At 67.5% G+C, this 15,512-nt stretch carries 15 protein-coding genes and 1 pseudogene; all 16 read right to left on the bottom strand.

Annotated features, from left to right (window positions below; all coding sequences use genetic code 11):
• Positions 1 to 100 precede the first annotated feature (100 nt).
• Positions 101 to 1,208: pseudogene (flhF, locus tag F793_RS0102185) on the bottom strand (flagellar biosynthesis protein FlhF); the annotation flags it as partial.
• Positions 1,209 to 1,256: 48 nt separating this feature from the next.
• Positions 1,257 to 3,359 (bottom strand): flagellar biosynthesis protein FlhA, encoded by a 2,103-nt coding sequence (gene flhA / locus F793_RS0102180; RefSeq protein ID WP_018866259.1) that lies wholly within the window; start codon positions 3,357 to 3,359, stop codon positions 1,257 to 1,259.
• Positions 3,359 to 4,510: a flagellar biosynthesis protein FlhB gene (gene flhB, locus F793_RS0102175; RefSeq protein ID WP_018882112.1), complete on the bottom strand. Its 1,152-nt coding sequence runs from the start codon at positions 4,508 to 4,510 to the stop codon at positions 3,359 to 3,361. Before flhB ends, flhA begins: the two co-directional genes overlap by 1 nt.
• 1 nt (position 4,511) lies before the next feature.
• On the bottom strand, positions 4,512 to 5,285 hold the full coding sequence (gene fliR, locus F793_RS0102170; RefSeq protein ID WP_018882113.1) for a flagellar biosynthetic protein FliR: 774 nt from the start codon (positions 5,283 to 5,285) through the stop codon (positions 4,512 to 4,514).
• 4 nt (positions 5,286 to 5,289) lie between these two features.
• Entirely contained in the window at positions 5,290 to 5,559 is a 270-nt protein-coding gene (gene fliQ / locus F793_RS0102165) for a flagellar biosynthesis protein FliQ (protein WP_018866256.1), read from the bottom strand.
• A 9-nt stretch (positions 5,560 to 5,568) separates the two neighbouring features.
• A complete protein-coding gene (gene fliP / locus F793_RS0102160; protein WP_018866255.1) occupies positions 5,569 to 6,321 on the bottom strand; it encodes a flagellar type III secretion system pore protein FliP in 753 nt (250 codons plus the stop codon).
• Positions 6,321 to 6,764 carry a flagellar biosynthetic protein FliO gene (fliO, locus tag F793_RS0102155; protein ID WP_018882114.1) on the bottom strand — a complete coding sequence of 148 codons (444 nt, stop codon included), beginning with the start codon at positions 6,762 to 6,764 and terminating at the stop codon, positions 6,321 to 6,323. Before fliO ends, fliP begins: the two co-directional genes overlap by 1 nt.
• Positions 6,765 to 6,766: 2 nt before the next feature.
• On the bottom strand, positions 6,767 to 7,351 hold the full coding sequence (gene fliN / locus F793_RS0102150; protein WP_018879075.1) for a flagellar motor switch protein FliN: 585 nt from the start codon (positions 7,349 to 7,351) through the stop codon (positions 6,767 to 6,769).
• A gap of 11 nt (positions 7,352 to 7,362) precedes the next feature.
• A complete protein-coding gene (gene fliM / locus F793_RS0102145) occupies positions 7,363 to 8,337 on the bottom strand; it encodes a flagellar motor switch protein FliM (protein ID WP_018879074.1) in 975 nt (324 codons plus the stop codon).
• A 10-nt stretch (positions 8,338 to 8,347) separates the two neighbouring features.
• On the bottom strand, positions 8,348 to 8,845 hold the full coding sequence (gene fliL, locus F793_RS0102140; RefSeq protein ID WP_018875432.1) for a flagellar basal body-associated protein FliL: 498 nt from the start codon (positions 8,843 to 8,845) through the stop codon (positions 8,348 to 8,350).
• 291 nt (positions 8,846 to 9,136) lie between these two features.
• On the bottom strand, positions 9,137 to 10,231 hold the full coding sequence (locus F793_RS0102135) for a flagellar hook-length control protein FliK (RefSeq protein ID WP_018882115.1): 1,095 nt from the start codon (positions 10,229 to 10,231) through the stop codon (positions 9,137 to 9,139).
• Between the two features lie 65 nt (positions 10,232 to 10,296).
• A complete protein-coding gene (gene fliJ, locus F793_RS0102130; protein WP_018866249.1) occupies positions 10,297 to 10,743 on the bottom strand; it encodes a flagellar export protein FliJ in 447 nt (148 codons plus the stop codon).
• On the bottom strand, positions 10,740 to 12,122 hold the full coding sequence (locus F793_RS0102125; RefSeq protein WP_018866248.1) for a FliI/YscN family ATPase: 1,383 nt from the start codon (positions 12,120 to 12,122) through the stop codon (positions 10,740 to 10,742). Before F793_RS0102125 ends, fliJ begins: the two co-directional genes overlap by 4 nt.
• Entirely contained in the window at positions 12,119 to 12,838 is a 720-nt protein-coding gene (locus F793_RS0102120; protein ID WP_018879073.1) for a FliH/SctL family protein, read from the bottom strand. Before F793_RS0102120 ends, F793_RS0102125 begins: the two co-directional genes overlap by 4 nt.
• The gene (gene fliG / locus F793_RS0102115; protein WP_018866246.1) at positions 12,835 to 13,845 is read right to left on the bottom strand and encodes a flagellar motor switch protein FliG; all 1,011 of its coding nucleotides are present in this window, start codon (positions 13,843 to 13,845) and stop codon (positions 12,835 to 12,837) included. Before fliG ends, F793_RS0102120 begins: the two co-directional genes overlap by 4 nt.
• Entirely contained in the window at positions 13,835 to 15,499 is a 1,665-nt protein-coding gene (fliF, locus tag F793_RS0102110; protein WP_018866245.1) for a flagellar basal-body MS-ring/collar protein FliF, read from the bottom strand. Before fliF ends, fliG begins: the two co-directional genes overlap by 11 nt.
• Positions 15,500 to 15,512: the final 13 nt, after the last annotated feature.

Raw genomic sequence — 15,512 nt, 5'->3', positions numbered from 1 at the left:
TGGGCGCGCGCGCGTCGCGGCGGTTCCATCTCCGCCAGGCGCTCGGCCGCCCAGGTCTCGCGGGCATTGGCCGCTGCCCCGGCCCCATCGGCGGCATCGTCCAGGGCCAGTCGGGTCAGATAACCGGTATCGACCCGGTGAAAGTCCTCGGCAAAACGCTGGCCATCGCTGACGAACCCCAGCCCCAGGTGCTGATCGAGCAGTACGGACAGGACCTCGCCCAGCTCCTCGGCCTCGTCCAGCTTGGTCAGCACCAGCGCCGAGGGCTCCGCCTTGCGAAATGCCTCCAGCACCCGCCGCAATGCGCTGCCCTGGGTCGTCGCCGACACCACCAGCCAGCTCTCGGCCCGGATGTCCGGCGGAAGGTGCGCGAACAGGGATTCGTCCTCCACTGCCCGCGGGGCCTGTCCCGCCGTATCCACCAGGATCAGGTGCCCATCCTCCACGCGGCGCGCCAGTTCGCGCAACTCTCTCGCGTTCTGCAGCACACGCACCGAGATCCCCGCCATCTGGGCGAAGGCCTGCAACTGGCGCGTGGCCCCGATGCGCTGGCTGTCCAGGGTCACCAGCGTAACCGAATCCGGGCCCATGCGGCGGATCTGGCGCAGCGCGATGCGGGCCAGCGTGGTGGTCTTGCCAACGCCGGTAGGCCCGACCAGTGCCAGCAGGCCGCCCTCGTCCAGGATGTCCGGCCGGTGGGTGGCAATCGCGCCCGACAACCGTGCCCGCAGGCGTTCCCAGGCCTGTTCCGGCGAGCTGTCATCGAGAATGCTTCCGGCCAGGCTGCGCGCCAGGGATTCGCTGAACCCGCGGTCGATCAGGCGCGCCTTGCATTCCGCCGCCAGCGGGTGGCGGGCCGCCCAGCGCGCCTCTTCGCTCTCCGCATACTGGCGCGTCATCAGGCTGCGCAGGTCGCGCAGCTCCTGCCGCATGGCGGTCAGCTCCGGGTCGGCCGGCCACGACGCCGCGGCCTGACCGGCGCCGCGCTCGCGGGCCGGCCGGGCGGTTGTGCTCGCTTCGCGGCTCGTCGCGGGCGCGTCCTGCGCGGCTACCGGCTCCGACGCTGCGCCGTCCTCCAGCGCCGCGACCACCTCCAGCCAGCCGTCGACCCGGCGACTGGACAGGATGACCGCGTCCTCGCCCTGCTGCTCGCGCACCTGGCGCATCGCGTCACGCATGTCCCGGGCCCGATATCGTCTGACGTTCATGCTTTTTCTCCTGCGCCGCTCGCGCGGCGGAACCCTTCATCGTGTCGTTCAGGCGGACTGCTTCTGCGACTCTTCCTGGCCGACCGTGGCGACCACCCGAATCCGGCGGTTGTCCGGAATCTCGGTAAAGGCCAGCACGGTCAGACTGCGGACCGCGCCGCGCAGCCACCCGGCGATCCAGGAGCGGATCTCCGGTGCCACCACCAGGACCGCCGGCTGTCCGGCCGTCTCCTGGCGGCGGGCCGCATCGGCCACCGAGCGCTGCAGCCGCTCCGCCAGCCCGGGCTCCAGTCCAACCGTGCCGCCCGAGCTCCCCTGCAGGGACTTATGCAAGAGCTGTTCCAACGACGGATCCAGCGCGATCAGGGGCAGCTCGTCCTCCGGCCCCACCAGGTCCTGCACGATCGAGCGCGCCAGGGCCACCCGCACCGCCGCGGTCAAAGTGCCGGGATCCTGACTCTTGACCCCCTCGTCTGCCAGGGTTTCGGCGATCGTGCGCAGGTCGCGGATCGAGACCTGCTCGGCCAGCAGGTTCTGCAGCACCTTCAGCACGATGGACAGGGACAGCGTCTTGGGCACCAGGTTTTCCACCAGCTTCGGCGAATGGCGCGCCAGCTGGTCCAGCAGGTGCTGCGCCTCCTCGTGGCCGATCAGGCGATGCGCGTTCTCGCGGAACACCTGTGACAGATGGGTCGCGATCACCGTGGCGCAGTCGACCACGGTATAGCCGGCACCCTGGGCCTGGTCGCGGTCCGCCGGGTCGATCCACAGCGCATCCAGATTGAACGTCGGGTCCTTGGTCGGCGTGCCCGGCACCGTCCCGAACACCTCGCCCGGATTGATCGCCAGTTCGCGCTCGGGGAAGACCTCGGCCTCGGCCACGGTCACGCCCAGCAGGCTGATGCGGTAGGCATTCGGGCTCAGTTCGAGGTTGTCGCGGATATGCACCGGCTGCAGCAGGAATCCCAGCTCCTGCGAGAGCTTGCGCCGCACGCCCTTGATCCGGCCCATCAGCTGGCCGTCCTGGGTGCGATCCACCAGCGGGATCAGGCGATAGCCCACCTCCAGCGACACCAGATCCACCGGCGGCACGTCTTCCCAGGTCAGGTCGCGATCCTCGGACCGGGCCCCGCCCTCGTCTTCCTGCGGGATGCGCTCCACCTCCACCTCGGCCTCGCGGGCCTGGCGCTTGAGCAGGTACGCTCCGCCGAAGATCAGCGCGGCCAGGCCCAGGAACACGGCATTGGGCATGCCCGGCACGATCCCCAGTGCGGCGATCACACCCCCGGCCACGTACAGCACGCGCGGGTTGGAGAACATCTGGCCGAAGACCTGCTGCCCCATGTCCTGGCTGCTGGTCACGCGGGTCACGATGATCGCGGTCGCGGAGGACAGCACCAGCGACGGGATCTGCGCGACCAGACCATCGCCGATGGTCAGTAGCACGTAATTGGTCGCGGCATCGCCGATCGTCATGCCGTGCTGGACGGCCCCGATGGTCAGGCCGCCGATGATGTTCACGAACAGGATCAGGATGCCGGCGATCGCGTCACCGCGAACAAACTTTGAGGCCCCGTCCATGGAGCCATAGAAGTCCGCCTCGCTGGCGATCTCCTCGCGGCGCTTGCGCGCCTCTTCCTGGGTCAGGATGCCCGCGTTCAGGTCGGCGTCGATCGCCATCTGCTTGCCGGGCATGGAATCCAGGGTGAAGCGGGCGCTGACCTCGGAGACTCGCCCCGCGCCCTTGGTCACCACCACGAAGTTGATGATGATCAGGATGGCGAACACCACCAGGCCGACGGTGTAGTTGCCGCCCACCACGAAGTCGCCGAAGGCCTGGATCACCTTGCCCGCCGCGTCGGTCCCGGTATGGCCTTCCAGCAGGATCACCCGCGTAGACGCGATGTTCAGCGCCAGGCGCAGCAGCGTGGCGACCAGCAACACGGTCGGGAACACGGCGAATTCCAGCGGCCGCGGCGTATACACCGCAACCATGATGACCACCAGCGACAGCGCGATATTGAAGGTGAACAGCACGTCCAGCGCCAGCGGCGGGAGCGGCAGCACCATCATCGACAGCATGGCGATCAGCAGGATCGGCGCGCCGAGCCCCCACTTGCCGACGTTCCCGAGGCGGTCGAAGAAGGCCATCAGCGATCCCTCCGCTTGCCGCGCTGTTTGTCCGGATCGAGGTAATCCTCCGGCACTGGCAGGTCATCCGGCATCTGCGCGTCGGCGTCGGCCCGCTTGAGCTGGTAGACATAGGCCAGGATGCGTGCGACGGCGACGAACAGGCCGTTGGGGATCTCCTGGTTCAGGTCCGTGGTGAAATAGATCGCGCGGGCGACGCGCGGCGCCTCGACGCGGACGATCGCGTGTTCGTCGGCGACCGCACGGATCGAGGCCGCGACCTCGTCGGCGCCCTTGGCCACTACCTTGGGCGCCGCCATGCGCGAGGCCTCGTAGACGATGGCCACGGCGTAATGGGTCGGGTTGGTGATGATCACGTCGGCCTTCGGGACCTCCTCCATCATCCGCCGCTGCGCCATCTCCTGCTGCAGCTGGCGGACCTTCTGCTTGACCTCCGGCTTGCCGTCGGTCTCCTTGTATTCGTCCTTGACCTCCTGGCGCGTCATGCGGAGCTGCTTCTGGTGGTTCCACATCTGGAACGGCGCATCGATGGCCGCCACCACGATCAGCGCGGCCGATACCGCGATAAAGGTCCCCAGCACCAGCTGGGCGGTATGCGCGATACCCTGATGGATCGGCTCGTAGCCCAGCATCAGCAGGCGATCGGAAAAGGTGGCGAGCACCGCGACCGCGACGCTGGAGATCAGCACGAACTTGGCGAAGGTCTTGCCGAACTCCATCAGCCCCTGCCAGGAGAAGATGCGCTTGAGCCCCTTTCCGGGATTCAGCTTGGAGGCCTTCGGGGCCGCCGCCTTCCAGGAGAAGTTCGCGCCCCCGATCACGATCGGCGCCATCACCGCCGCAACGATCAGCACACCGAACAGCGGAAACAACGTGCGCAGGGTGCGGAAGAGTTCCTGGACCAGGTAGGGCAGCAGCAGCGACGAGTCGTACGCCATTTCGGGATCGAAATCGAAACGACTGGTCATCTGTTCAGCGAGTTGCGCGCCCATGTTCGGGCCATACATCAACATGAACGCCCCCGCGGTCATCAGCACCAGGAAGGTGCTGAGCTCGCGTGACCGCGGGACCTGACCCTTCTCCTTCGCCTCGCGCAGGCGTTTCGGAGTGGGCTCTTCGGTTTTTTCCTGCCCGTTCTCGTTCTCGGCCATGTCAGAACCCCATCCGGGTCTGCATCAGGTTGAAGGCCTCGAGCATCAGCTCCCCGAAGCGTTCCGGCAGCCCCGGAAAAGTGAACATGAGCAGCACAAAGCCGATCAGGATCATCATCGGGAAGCCCACCGCGAAGATGTTGAGCTGCGGCGAGGCGCGGGTGATCACGCCCATGGAGATATTCACCAGCAGCAGCGAGGCGACCGCCGGAAGCGCCACCAGCACCGCGCCAACGAACATCGTCGATCCGAACGCGACCAGCGCGTAGAAGGCCTCCGCATTCAGGCCGGTCGGCGCGATGGGCATGGTCTCGAAGCTGGTCAGCATCAGTTCCAGCGCGATCAGATGGCCGTTCATCGCCAGGAACAGCAGCGTCGAGAAGATCACGAAGATGGTCGACACCACCGGCACCTGCACGCCCTGGGCCGGGTCCACGATGGACGCGAAACCCAGCCCCATGCCCAGTGCGATCACCTCGCCCGCCTGGGTCACGGCGGAGAAGACCATCTGCAGGATGAAGCCCATGAACACCCCGATCGCGATCTGGTGCAACGTCACCACCACGCCTTCGAGGCTCAGGGGGTCGATATCGGGGAGCACCGGCCCCTGCATGGCGACAAAGATGGCCAGCAGCAGCGCCAGCCCCATGCGCACCCGTGCGTTGACCGTGTCGGCGCCGAAGATCGGCATGGCGACGAGCATGGCGCCAATGCGCGCGAACGGCCACAGGACCGCCCCCACCCACAGCACCAGCTGTTCCGCCGCCAGGGTCATCGGTCTACCCCACCATCCCCGGCGCGCCCTCGTAGAGGCGCTCGGTGTAGTCGATCAGCAGCGCCAGCATCCAGTGCCCACTGATCAGCAGGGCCGCGAACATGGCCAGCAGCTTGGGGATGAACGACAGGGTCATTTCCTGCACCTGGGTGGCGGCCTGAAGCATGCCGATCGCCAGGCCCACCGCCAGCGCCGTCAGCAGCGGCGGCGCGGCCAGCAGGACCACCACCGTGAGCGTCTCGCGCCCGATATCGACCACCAGTTCGGGTGTCATCGGAACCTCCTAAACAAAAAAGCTGGTGGCAAGGGTGTTCATCATCAGCGCCCAGCCATCGACCAGAACGAACAGCATCACCTTGAACGGCAACGAGATGATCAGCGGCGAGAGCATCACCATCCCCATCGACATCAGGACCGAGGCCACCACCAGGTCGATGATCAGGAACGGGATCAGGATCAGGAAGCCGATCTGGAACGCGGTCTTGAGTTCGCTGGTGATAAACGCCGGCACCAGCAGGCTTAGCGGGATATCGTCGGCATCCTCGAAGCCGTCGATCCCGTTGATCTCGGCGAACATCGCCAGGTCACTCTCGCGGGTATGCGCCAGCATGAACTCGCGCAGGGGCTGCACCCCGGCCTGCAGCACCTCCTCGGTCCCCATCTCCTCGTTCACGTAGGGCACGAACGCGGTGTCGTAGATCTCCTCGAACACCGGGGCCATCACGAACAGGGTCAGGAAAAACGCCAGACCAATGAGGATCTGGTTGGACGGCGTCTGGGTCGTACCCAGGCCCTGGCGCAGGATGGCCAGCACCACCAGGATGCGCGTAAACGCGGTCATCATGATCAGGATCGACGGCAGCAGGGTCAGCAGCGTCATCAGCAGGATGATCTGCAGCGTCACCGAATAGGTCTCGCCACCATCGCCGTTGGTGGTCACCGTCAGGGCCTCGATGCCCTGCGCGACCTGCGCTCCGGCCAGGCCCGGCAGGGCCAGCAGAGCCAGCCCCAGACCAATCCGCAGCAGCACCGACATCACGATTGCCCCCGCTCGCCGGTGGCCGGCGCACGCCGCGTCACCGCGCGCTTCAACGCGCTGGAGAAGTCCGGAGTCTCGCCGGCCGGCGCCAGCACCGGTTCGCTCATGGTGTGCAGCGTGCGCATGCCGGCGGGTCCAACCCCGACCAGGACCTGTTCGTCCCCGACCTGGACCAGCACCAGGCGCTCGCGCGCGCCCACCGAGCGCGCCGCGACGATCTCGATCACCTGCGAGCCGCGATTGAGTCCGCCCTGTGTGCGCCGCAGGATCCAGCCCAGCACCACGATGGCGCCGATCACCAGGACCAGGCCGCCGATCAGCTGGGCCAGATACCCGGCGGCACCGCCGCTATCCCCCTCGGCGAGGGCGGTCAGTGGCCAGAGGCTCCCCGAGGCGGCCGTCAGGACGAGGGCCGCGATGTGCGTATAGCGTTGATTCATGGCTATTTGAGCTTGCGGATCCGTTCGCTGGGGCTGATCACGTCGGTCAGTCGAATACCGAACTTCTCGTTGACCACCACCACCTCGCCATGCGCAATCAGCGTCCCGTTCACCAGCACATCCAGGGGCTCGCCGGCCAGGCGGTCCAGTTCCACCACCGAGCCCTGGTTCAGCTGGAGGAGGTTGCGGATCGGGATGCGCGTGCGGCCGATCTCCATGGAGATGGTCACCGGTACATCCAGGACCATCTCCAGGTTCATCTCCTCCCCGTCGCCCTGCACCGCGCCCGATAGCTGCTCCGGTTGCAGGGTTTCCGCGCCCGGGTCCGGCTTGTGCTTGCGGTCCCGCTTCTCGGCCTTCGGCGCTTCCTGCGCCGGTTCGTCGGACGCCCCGCCCTGCGCCTCGTTCAGCAGCGCGTCGGGGTCGCCGGCCGCCTCGCCATCCTCGTCCTTCTGCTCCGCAAGGGCGGCCGCCCATTCGTCGGCCAGGGCCTGGTCATCGGAACCGCCCTCCGTCTCCGGATTCTCGGCGGCGGCCTCCGCGTCGGGGCCGGGGGTGTCCTGTTTGGGATCGTCGGTGTCTGCCATGCTGCGGCCCTCTATCGTTTGATGATGCGTTCCGAAATCTGGATCGCATTCAGCCCATTGGATACGCCGAACTTCCCGCGGAACATCGGGATGTCTTCGACCTGCAGGGAAATCTTTTCGGGGAGATCAACCGGGATGATGTCGCCCGGCTGGATATCCAGCAGCTCGCGCACGGTCACCTCGGTCTCGGCCAGGATGGAGCTGATCTCGACCTCGGCGGTCTGGATCTCCTCCTCGAGTGCGTGCATCCAGCGCTGGTCCACGTCGGAGCGGTCCGACTGAATACCGGTATCCAGCTGCTCGCGGATCGGCTCGATCATCGAGTACGGCAGGGTCACGTGCAGGTTGCCACCGCCCCCGTCGAGCTCGATGTGGAACTCGCTGATCACCACGATCTCGGTCGGCGAGACGATATTCGCGAACTGCGGGTTGACCTCGGAGTTCAGGAACTCGAACTCCAGGTCCATGACCGGCTGCCAGGCCTTCTGCATGTCCTCGAACGCGCCTTCCAGCACGCCGTGCACCACCTTCATCTCCATCGGGGTGAAGTCACGTCCCTCGATGCGGGTGTAGTAGCGCCCGTCGCCGCCGAAGAAGTTGTCCACCAGGATGAACACCAGCTTCGGGTCGAACACAAACAGCCCGGTACCGTGCAACGGATGCGCGCGCACCAGGTTCAGGCTGGTGGGCACGAACAGCGAATGCATGTACTCGGAGAACTTGGTGATGCGGGTGCCGACCACCGAGATCTCGGCGGAGCGACGCAGCACGTTGAACAGACGGACCCGCAGGTGACGCGCGAAGCGCTCGTTGATCATCTCCAGCGTGGGCATGCGCCCACGCACGATCCGGTCCTGGGTGGCGAAGTTGAATTCGCGTGCCTGGCCATCACTCGGATACGGGTCTTCGGTCTCGACGTCGCCCTCGTCCACGCCGTGCAGGAGGGCATCGATCTCGTCCTGGCTGAGGATATCCGTCTGTGCCATGACGGGGCTCCTACTGCATCACCAGTTCGTTGAACAGCACGGCCTCGACCGCGTCCGGGGCATCGCGGGAACGCAGGATCCCGGCGATCGTCTCTTTCAGTTCTTCCGCCAGGGCCTCCTTGCCCGCGCGGGTATTGAGATCCTCGTAGCGCTGTTCCGCCAGGATGCCCAGGAGGTCGTTTCGGATTGCCGGCAGGTGCCGTTCGAAGGCCTCGGCGACCGCCGGGTCATGGGTCACCAGCGACAGTTCCGCGCGCAGGTAACGGATGCGCCCCGGGGCCTCGATGTTCACCGTCATCGGCTCGAGGCTGGTGTACAGCCGCTCGGGCGGGCCGGCTTCGACCTGCTCGGTATCGTCACCGTCCGCCATCAGGAAGAACCAGGCGGCCGCCGCACCGCCGGCTACGAGAAACAGGACGACCAGGATCAGGACGATCAGCTTGCCCTTCCCGCCCTTCTTCGGGGCGCCGCCTTCGTCGTCGTCCAGATTGACTTCCTTCTCTGCCATATCGCACCCGCTGTCCGGTAAACCGAGGATTCGTTCTCGGTACAGACCATAGCAAGGCTGATGCCAGAAGTCGTTTTAGTCTTTTTAATCCGTCAGTTACGGGTGGTCACTGGCGGTTTTCCGGGGCAAACGCGGGCGCGGAAAACATGAAGAACGTCAAGAATCGGCCGCCCGGCCGCCGTGAAAGACGGAATCTTGGCGGCACACGGGAACATGGGGGAAGCCGGCATAAGCGCAGGAACGGGCCTGCAGCCACGGCCGCAGGCCGCGGCTGCACCCAAGCACGGCCGGTCAGGCAAACAGGTCCAGGCGCCGGTTCAGCATGGAGAGCGTGCTGCCATCGGCGGCCTCGCGGTCCTCGGCCTCGGCGGCCTCGTCATCCGCCGCGAGCGCCGTCTCGCCGGCCTCCTGCTCCGCCTGCTCCTCGGCCGCGTGGTCGGACACGGTCGCATCGTCCAGCATCAGGCCGCTCTCGGCCAGGCTGTCACGCAGGCGCGGCATGGCCGCCTCCAGCACCTCGCGGGTCACCGGGTTGGCACTGATGAACTGGATACTGGTGCGATCACCCTCGACCAGCACACGCACATCCAGGCTGCCCAGTTGCGGCGGGTGCAGCTTGAGTTCGGTACGCCCGCCCTGCGCCTGGGCCAGCATGCGCACCTGGTCGGCCAGCTCCCGGGCCCCGTTGGGCTGCTGCAGGAGTCGTGTCAGATCGAGGCGCGGCAGCGCCCGCGCCCCGTCCGTCCCTTCGGCTTGCCCGAGCCCCTGGGCCGGCAGCACCCCGCTCAGGGGGTCGGAACGGCCGCGGCGCGCCTCGTCACCCCCCTGCCCCATCCACTGGGCGAGGATCTCCAGGACGTTGTCGCGGGCCATGCCTCCCTGCGCACCCACCACGTCGGGCTTCAGGGCAACCGCGCCATCCCGTCCGGCATTGGCCTGGGCCGCTTCGACGAACAGCCGCATGACCGCGGCCGGCAGCGGCTTCACTGGCAGGGCCCGCTCCTCGCCTCCTCCCCGGGCCGGGGTACCTTCGGCGCGGGGCACCTCGGCTCGTCCCGGTTCCTGGGTCGCAGCCATCAGCGCGGCGACCGGCAAGGCATTGCCACCCCCTTCGGGATCCGCGGCCAGGGGCTGCCCGTCCAGCAAGTCCTGGAGTCGCGCCAGCATCGCCTCCAGGTCCAGGCCTTCCAGTTCCTCGCCGGGAACGCCCAGGCTGGCCAGCAGCGACTCCATCTGGGGCTCCAGGATGGCCAGGAAGTCCTCGCCGTCCTGGCCCTTGAGGCGGCCTTGCAGGCCTTTCAGGTCGTCCAGGCCCTGCATCGAGCTGCCGCCCAGCAGTTGCAGCAGCGGCAGCATGCCCTGGCCCGTATTCTGTGTTGCGATCATTGCCGGATCCTCGGTCTGCCGGGGTCATCCCCGGGCCCATGCCTCAATCGATACTCAGGGTCCATTCAAGAACCCTGCCAACGCGCGTCTGCCTCGCGCGCATGGGCCTGGCGGGTGGCCCACATATCCTGTTCTGTCTGCTGGCGCCGCGCGTCATGCCGCGCGGTCTCGGCCCGCCGGCGCTCGAGCAGCTTCTCCAGCGAGAGGCTGTTTCGATGGCGTTCCAGCCACTCCTGGCGCGCCGTCTCCACCTGGGACTCGGCCGCCTGGATGCGCAGATCCTGCTGCTCCAGCGCGGAGCGCAACTGGTCGCGCATGCCGGCCAGCCACTTCAGCGCATTGGCATCGTCCGGCAGGGTTGCCTGCAGGTATTCCCGCTGATAGGTCTCCAGGCGCTCGCGCTGGCCGGCGATGGCATCCAGTTGCTGCAGCCGCTCGCCCAGCTGGCGCGTCGCCTCGCTTTCCTCGATCTTGCGCAGCCGCAGCAGGCGCTCCAGGCGCTTCGGGTTCATGCCGCGCCACCCCCGACCAGGGCCAGCAGATCATCCCGGGCGCGGTCGAAGCTGACGGCCTCGTCGCGGCCCTGCCCCAGATAGGCCTCCAGGCGTTCATGCATCGCCACCGCCTCATCCAGATGCGGATCGGCGCCCTTGCGGTAGGCCCCCACCGCGATGAGGTCGCGATTGCGCATGTAGGTGGCGGCCAGATCACGAAAGCGGCGGGCCGCGCGTTCGTGTTCCGGAGTGATCAGTGACGACATCACACGCGAGACCGACGCCCCGACATCAATGGCCGGGTAGCGGCCCGTCTCCGCGATCTCCCGCGAGAGCACCACATGACCGTCGAGGATGGCCCGCGCTGCGTCCACGATCGGGTCGTTCTGGTCATCACCCTCGGCCAGCACGGTGTAGAAGGCCGTGATCGAGCCCCCGCCGACATCGCCATTGCCCGCTCGCTCCACCAACTGTGGCAGGCGCGCGAACACCGACGCCGCATAGCCTTTGGAAGCCGGTGGCTCGCCAATGGCCATCGCGATCTCGCGCGCCCCCTGGGCAAACCGGGTCAGGGAGTCCATCAGCAGGAGCACGTGCAGCCCCTGGTCCCGGAAATGCTCGGCCACCGCCGTGGCCACCCAGGCACCATGCTGGCGCAGCAGCGGCGACTGATCCGCGGGAACCGCGACCACCACGGTACGGGTACGCGACTCCTCGTCCAGGATCTCGTGGATGAACTCATTCACCTCGCGACCACGCTCGCCGATCAGGCCGACCACGATTACGTCCGCTGTGGTGTTGCGCGTCATCATGCCCAGCAGAACGCTCTTGCCGACCCCCGAACCCGCGAACAGGCCCAGCCGCTGGCCGCGCCCCACCGACAGCAGGCCGTTGATCGCCCGGATCCCGACATCCAGCGGCTCGCGCACGGGCGCACGCTGCAGCGGGTTGATCGGACGCCCGGCCAGCGGCCCAAAATCATGGGTGCGGATCGGCCCCTGGCCATCCAGGGGTGCCCCGTTGGCATCGATCACCCGTCCCAGAAGCCCCTCGCCCACCGGGATCTGGCGCTGGTTGTCCAGCGGTTCGATGCGCGCCCCGGGGGTCAACCCGGTGGCCAGCTCCTCCGGCATCAGGAAGGTGCGCTCGTTCTGGAAACCGACCACCTCCGCCGGCACCGGCTCCCCGGTTTCGCCGTGGATCAGGGCGCGCCCGCCAATCGGCAGGCGCAGACCCTCGGCCTCCAGCGTCAGGCCGGTCAGGCGCGACAGATGCCCCTCCGCCTGGGGTGGGTTGACCCGCTCCACGCGCCCCCGGGACTGCTGCAACCGGTCCAGAAGCCCCGTGCTCAGACGTTCGCGGCCCTTGCGGCGCAGTTCGTCGATCGGAGTGCTCATGACTCCTCCGCATCCGGGCGGTCGGACGCCTGATGGGCGCTGTCATCCCGGGGCTCGGTGTCAGCGGCCGGGGCATACTCGCCGTTCCACAGGGCCTCGACCGCATGCTGCAAGCGCCGCTCCAGGCTCGCGTCCACGCTCGCCGCGCCCGCCTCCACCCGGCACCCGCCGCGTGCCAGGCCCGGATCCGAGACCCAGGTGATGCGCGCGTCCGCGCGCTCGGCGTAGGTCTCGACCAGCCCCTGGTCCTCCGGGTTCAGATGCACCCGCACCTCCTGGTTGCGTCCCGGCAACTGAGCCAGCGCGCCCTCGAGAACCGCCCGGATCTGCTCCGGCCGGGACTCCAGCTCGCTTTGCACGACCTTGCGCGCCAGGACCGTCACCAGGGCCAAAAGCTCCGGCTCCAGGGCGTCGGCTGCATCGGCCAGCGGATCGGCGAGACTGCCGGCCACCGCCTCCAGTGCGGCCACCGTTTCGCGCAGTTTCTTGTCCTCGCGCGCCCGGGCCGCCTTTTCCGCCTCCTTCTGGCCCAGTTCGTGACCTTCGGCATAGCCAGACTCGAAACCGTTCTTGCGCGCCTCTTCCTCGATCGCCTCGATCTCGGCGGCGGTGGGCAGACGGCGCGGCGGATGGACACCGTCGTCACCGATCTCCGGCGGCTCCCACAGCGACGCCGAGGCGTCGGTATACAGCCTGGCCGCCGAGCTGTCGCTCACAACATGGCCTCGCTACCGCCACCGCCAAGCACAATGTCGCCGTTCTCGGCCAGGCGCCGAGCCACCGACAGGATCTCCTTCTGCGCGGCCTCGACCTCGCTGACACGCACCGGGCCCTTGGCCTCGAGATCCTCGCGCAGCATCTCGCCGGCACGTTTGGACATATTGCGAAAGATCTTGTCCTTCAGGTCGTCGTCGGCGCCCTTCAGCGCAAGCACCAGGGATTCGGTCTGGATCTCGCGCATCAGCGTCTGGATGCCACGGTCGTCGATATCCACCAGGTTATCGAAGACAAACATCTCTTCCTCGATACGCGTGCCCAGATCGGAATCCGACTCCTTGATCGTCTCCATGATCTCGGCCTCCCGCGAACCCTCCATCAGGTTCATGATGTTGGCCGCCGAGCGCACGCCCCCCAGCATCGAGGTCTTGCTCGCCGCATTACCGGAGAGTTGCCGGTCGAGGATCTCGTCGAGTTCCTGCAGGGCCTGGGGCTGCACGCCATCCATGGTGGCGATGCGCATCACGATGTCGGACTGCACCCGCGCGGGCAGGTACTGCAGGGTGTCGGAGGCCTGGTCGGAATCGAGATGGGACAGCACGATGGCCACGATCTGCGGATGCTCATTGCGCAGCATGTCCGCGATGGCGCGCGGGTCCAGCCACTTGAGGGCCTCGATGCCCTTGGAATTGCGTCCCAGCAGGATGCGGTCGATCAGGCCCGAGGCCTTGTCGCCCAGCGCGCTCTCCATGACGCTGCGCACGTATTCGTCGGCGCCCACGCCCAGCGCGGTCTGTTCCTGCACATGGGTGGAGAACTCGTGCAGCGCGGCGTTCACATCGCTGCGCGAGATGCGGTCCATCGAGGCCATGGCGGTGCCGATCTTCTGCACCTCCTTGGGCCCCATGTGGCGCATGACCTCGGCGGCGGCATCCTCGCCCAGGCTCATCATGAACACGGCGGCGCGCTCGGCGCCTTCCAGCTTGGAGTTCTTGTCAGCGGCCATCGTCACCCAACCAGGTCTTCATTACCTGCGCCACGCGCTTGGGATCCTCGCGGACCATCTCGCGCACGGCCTCCAGATCCATCTCCTGCTGATCCGGACCCTTGGGACCCGTCAGCGCGGCCACGGCCGAACCCTCGCTCGGCCCCATGCCGGCCTCGCCGCCGGACTCGTCGGTCAGGGCCTCGCGGTCATCCTCGCGCCGCGGGGGCGGTGCCGGACGCTTCATCAGTTGCTTCATTGCCGGGCGCACCACCGTCAGCAGGATGATCAGGGCCAGCAACAGCGCCGCCACGATCTTCAGCACCTCGATAAACCAGGGCTGCTCCCAGAAGGCGATCTCCTCCGCCGGGATCTCGTCCGCGGGCGCCTCGAACGGCGCGGTCACCACATTGATCGTATCGCCTCGTTCGGCGTTGAATCCAACCGCCTCGCGCACCAATGCCTCGATGCGCTCCAGTTCCTCGGCGTCCCGCGCCACCTGCACCGTCTCGCCGTCCTCGTTGACCTCCTGACGGAAGTCCACGACCACCGCGGTGGAGACCCGGCGCACGCCGCCCGGCATCTCGCGGATGTGGTTGATGCGGCGATCGACCTCGTAGTTTCTGGTCACGTTGGTGCTGCGACTGCCCGGGAGCGGCGCCGGAGCAGCGGCACCTTCCTCGCCCTCTTCCCCGACCACGCCGCCCTCGGGGGGCTGATTGGTCAGCGCGCCCGGGACGCCCCCGGCACCGCCTTCGGGACCCGTGCGCTCTTCCTCCCGGCTTTGTTCGGACCGCAGCGCGATGGTCTCGGGATCGTACAGCTCCTCGGTTCGCTCCACGCGCGAGAAATCAATATCGGCATTGACCTGAACGCGCACCTTGTCGCGCCCGACGATCGGGATCAGGAGATCCCGAACGCGGTCGGTATAGCGGTTCTCCACATCCCGTGTGAAGTTCAGGCGATCGCCACTGCCGCCCATGCCCGCCTCGCCGCCGTCCTGGGTCAGCAGCGTGCCGCGCTGGTCGACCACGGTGACCCGCTCGGGATCCAGATCGGAGGTGCTGGAGGCCACCAGATGCACGATGGCTCCCACCTGCGTCTCGCTCAGGGAGCGTCCGCCGCGCAGGTGCACCACCACGGAGGCGCTGGCCGGCCGGCGGTCGCGCACGAACACCGACTGTTCCCCCTCGGCAATGTGCACCCGCGCGCGATCCACCGCATCCAGGGAGGCGACCGTGCGCGCCAGCTCGCCTTCCATCGCCCGGTGATGACGCGCCCCCTCGATCATCCGACTGGTGCCAAGCCCGGTGTCCTCCTGCAACAGTTCGAAGCCGAGGTCGCCGGAGCGCGGCAGCCCTTCGCCGGCCAGCTGCAGCCGCGCGTCGGCGACATCGCCCTGCGGGACCTTCACCTGCCCGGTCGTGGAATCCACCTGGTACTGGATGCCGGCCTGCGACAGCACCTGCACGACCTCGGCCGCGTCCTCGGCGTCCATGCGCGGGAACAGCGGCACGTAGGTGGGGCGCATGGCCCAGTAGAGCAGCGCCACGATCACCACGATCGCGCCGGCCAGCATCCCGATCAGGGCAAGCTGGCGGCCCGCGGGCATCCCGTTGAACTCCTTGAATCCCCCGGTCACCACCGCGGGCAGGGACTGTGCATTGTCGGCCATCGTCCGTTCTCTC

It is taken from the genome of Thioalkalivibrio sp. ALE22 (genome assembly GCF_000381445.1).
In the GTDB taxonomy this organism is placed as follows: Bacteria; Pseudomonadota; Gammaproteobacteria; order Ectothiorhodospirales; family Ectothiorhodospiraceae; genus Thioalkalivibrio.
Note: the sequence above shows the minus strand (reverse complement) of the source record. Positions and strands in the feature narration are given on the sequence as shown.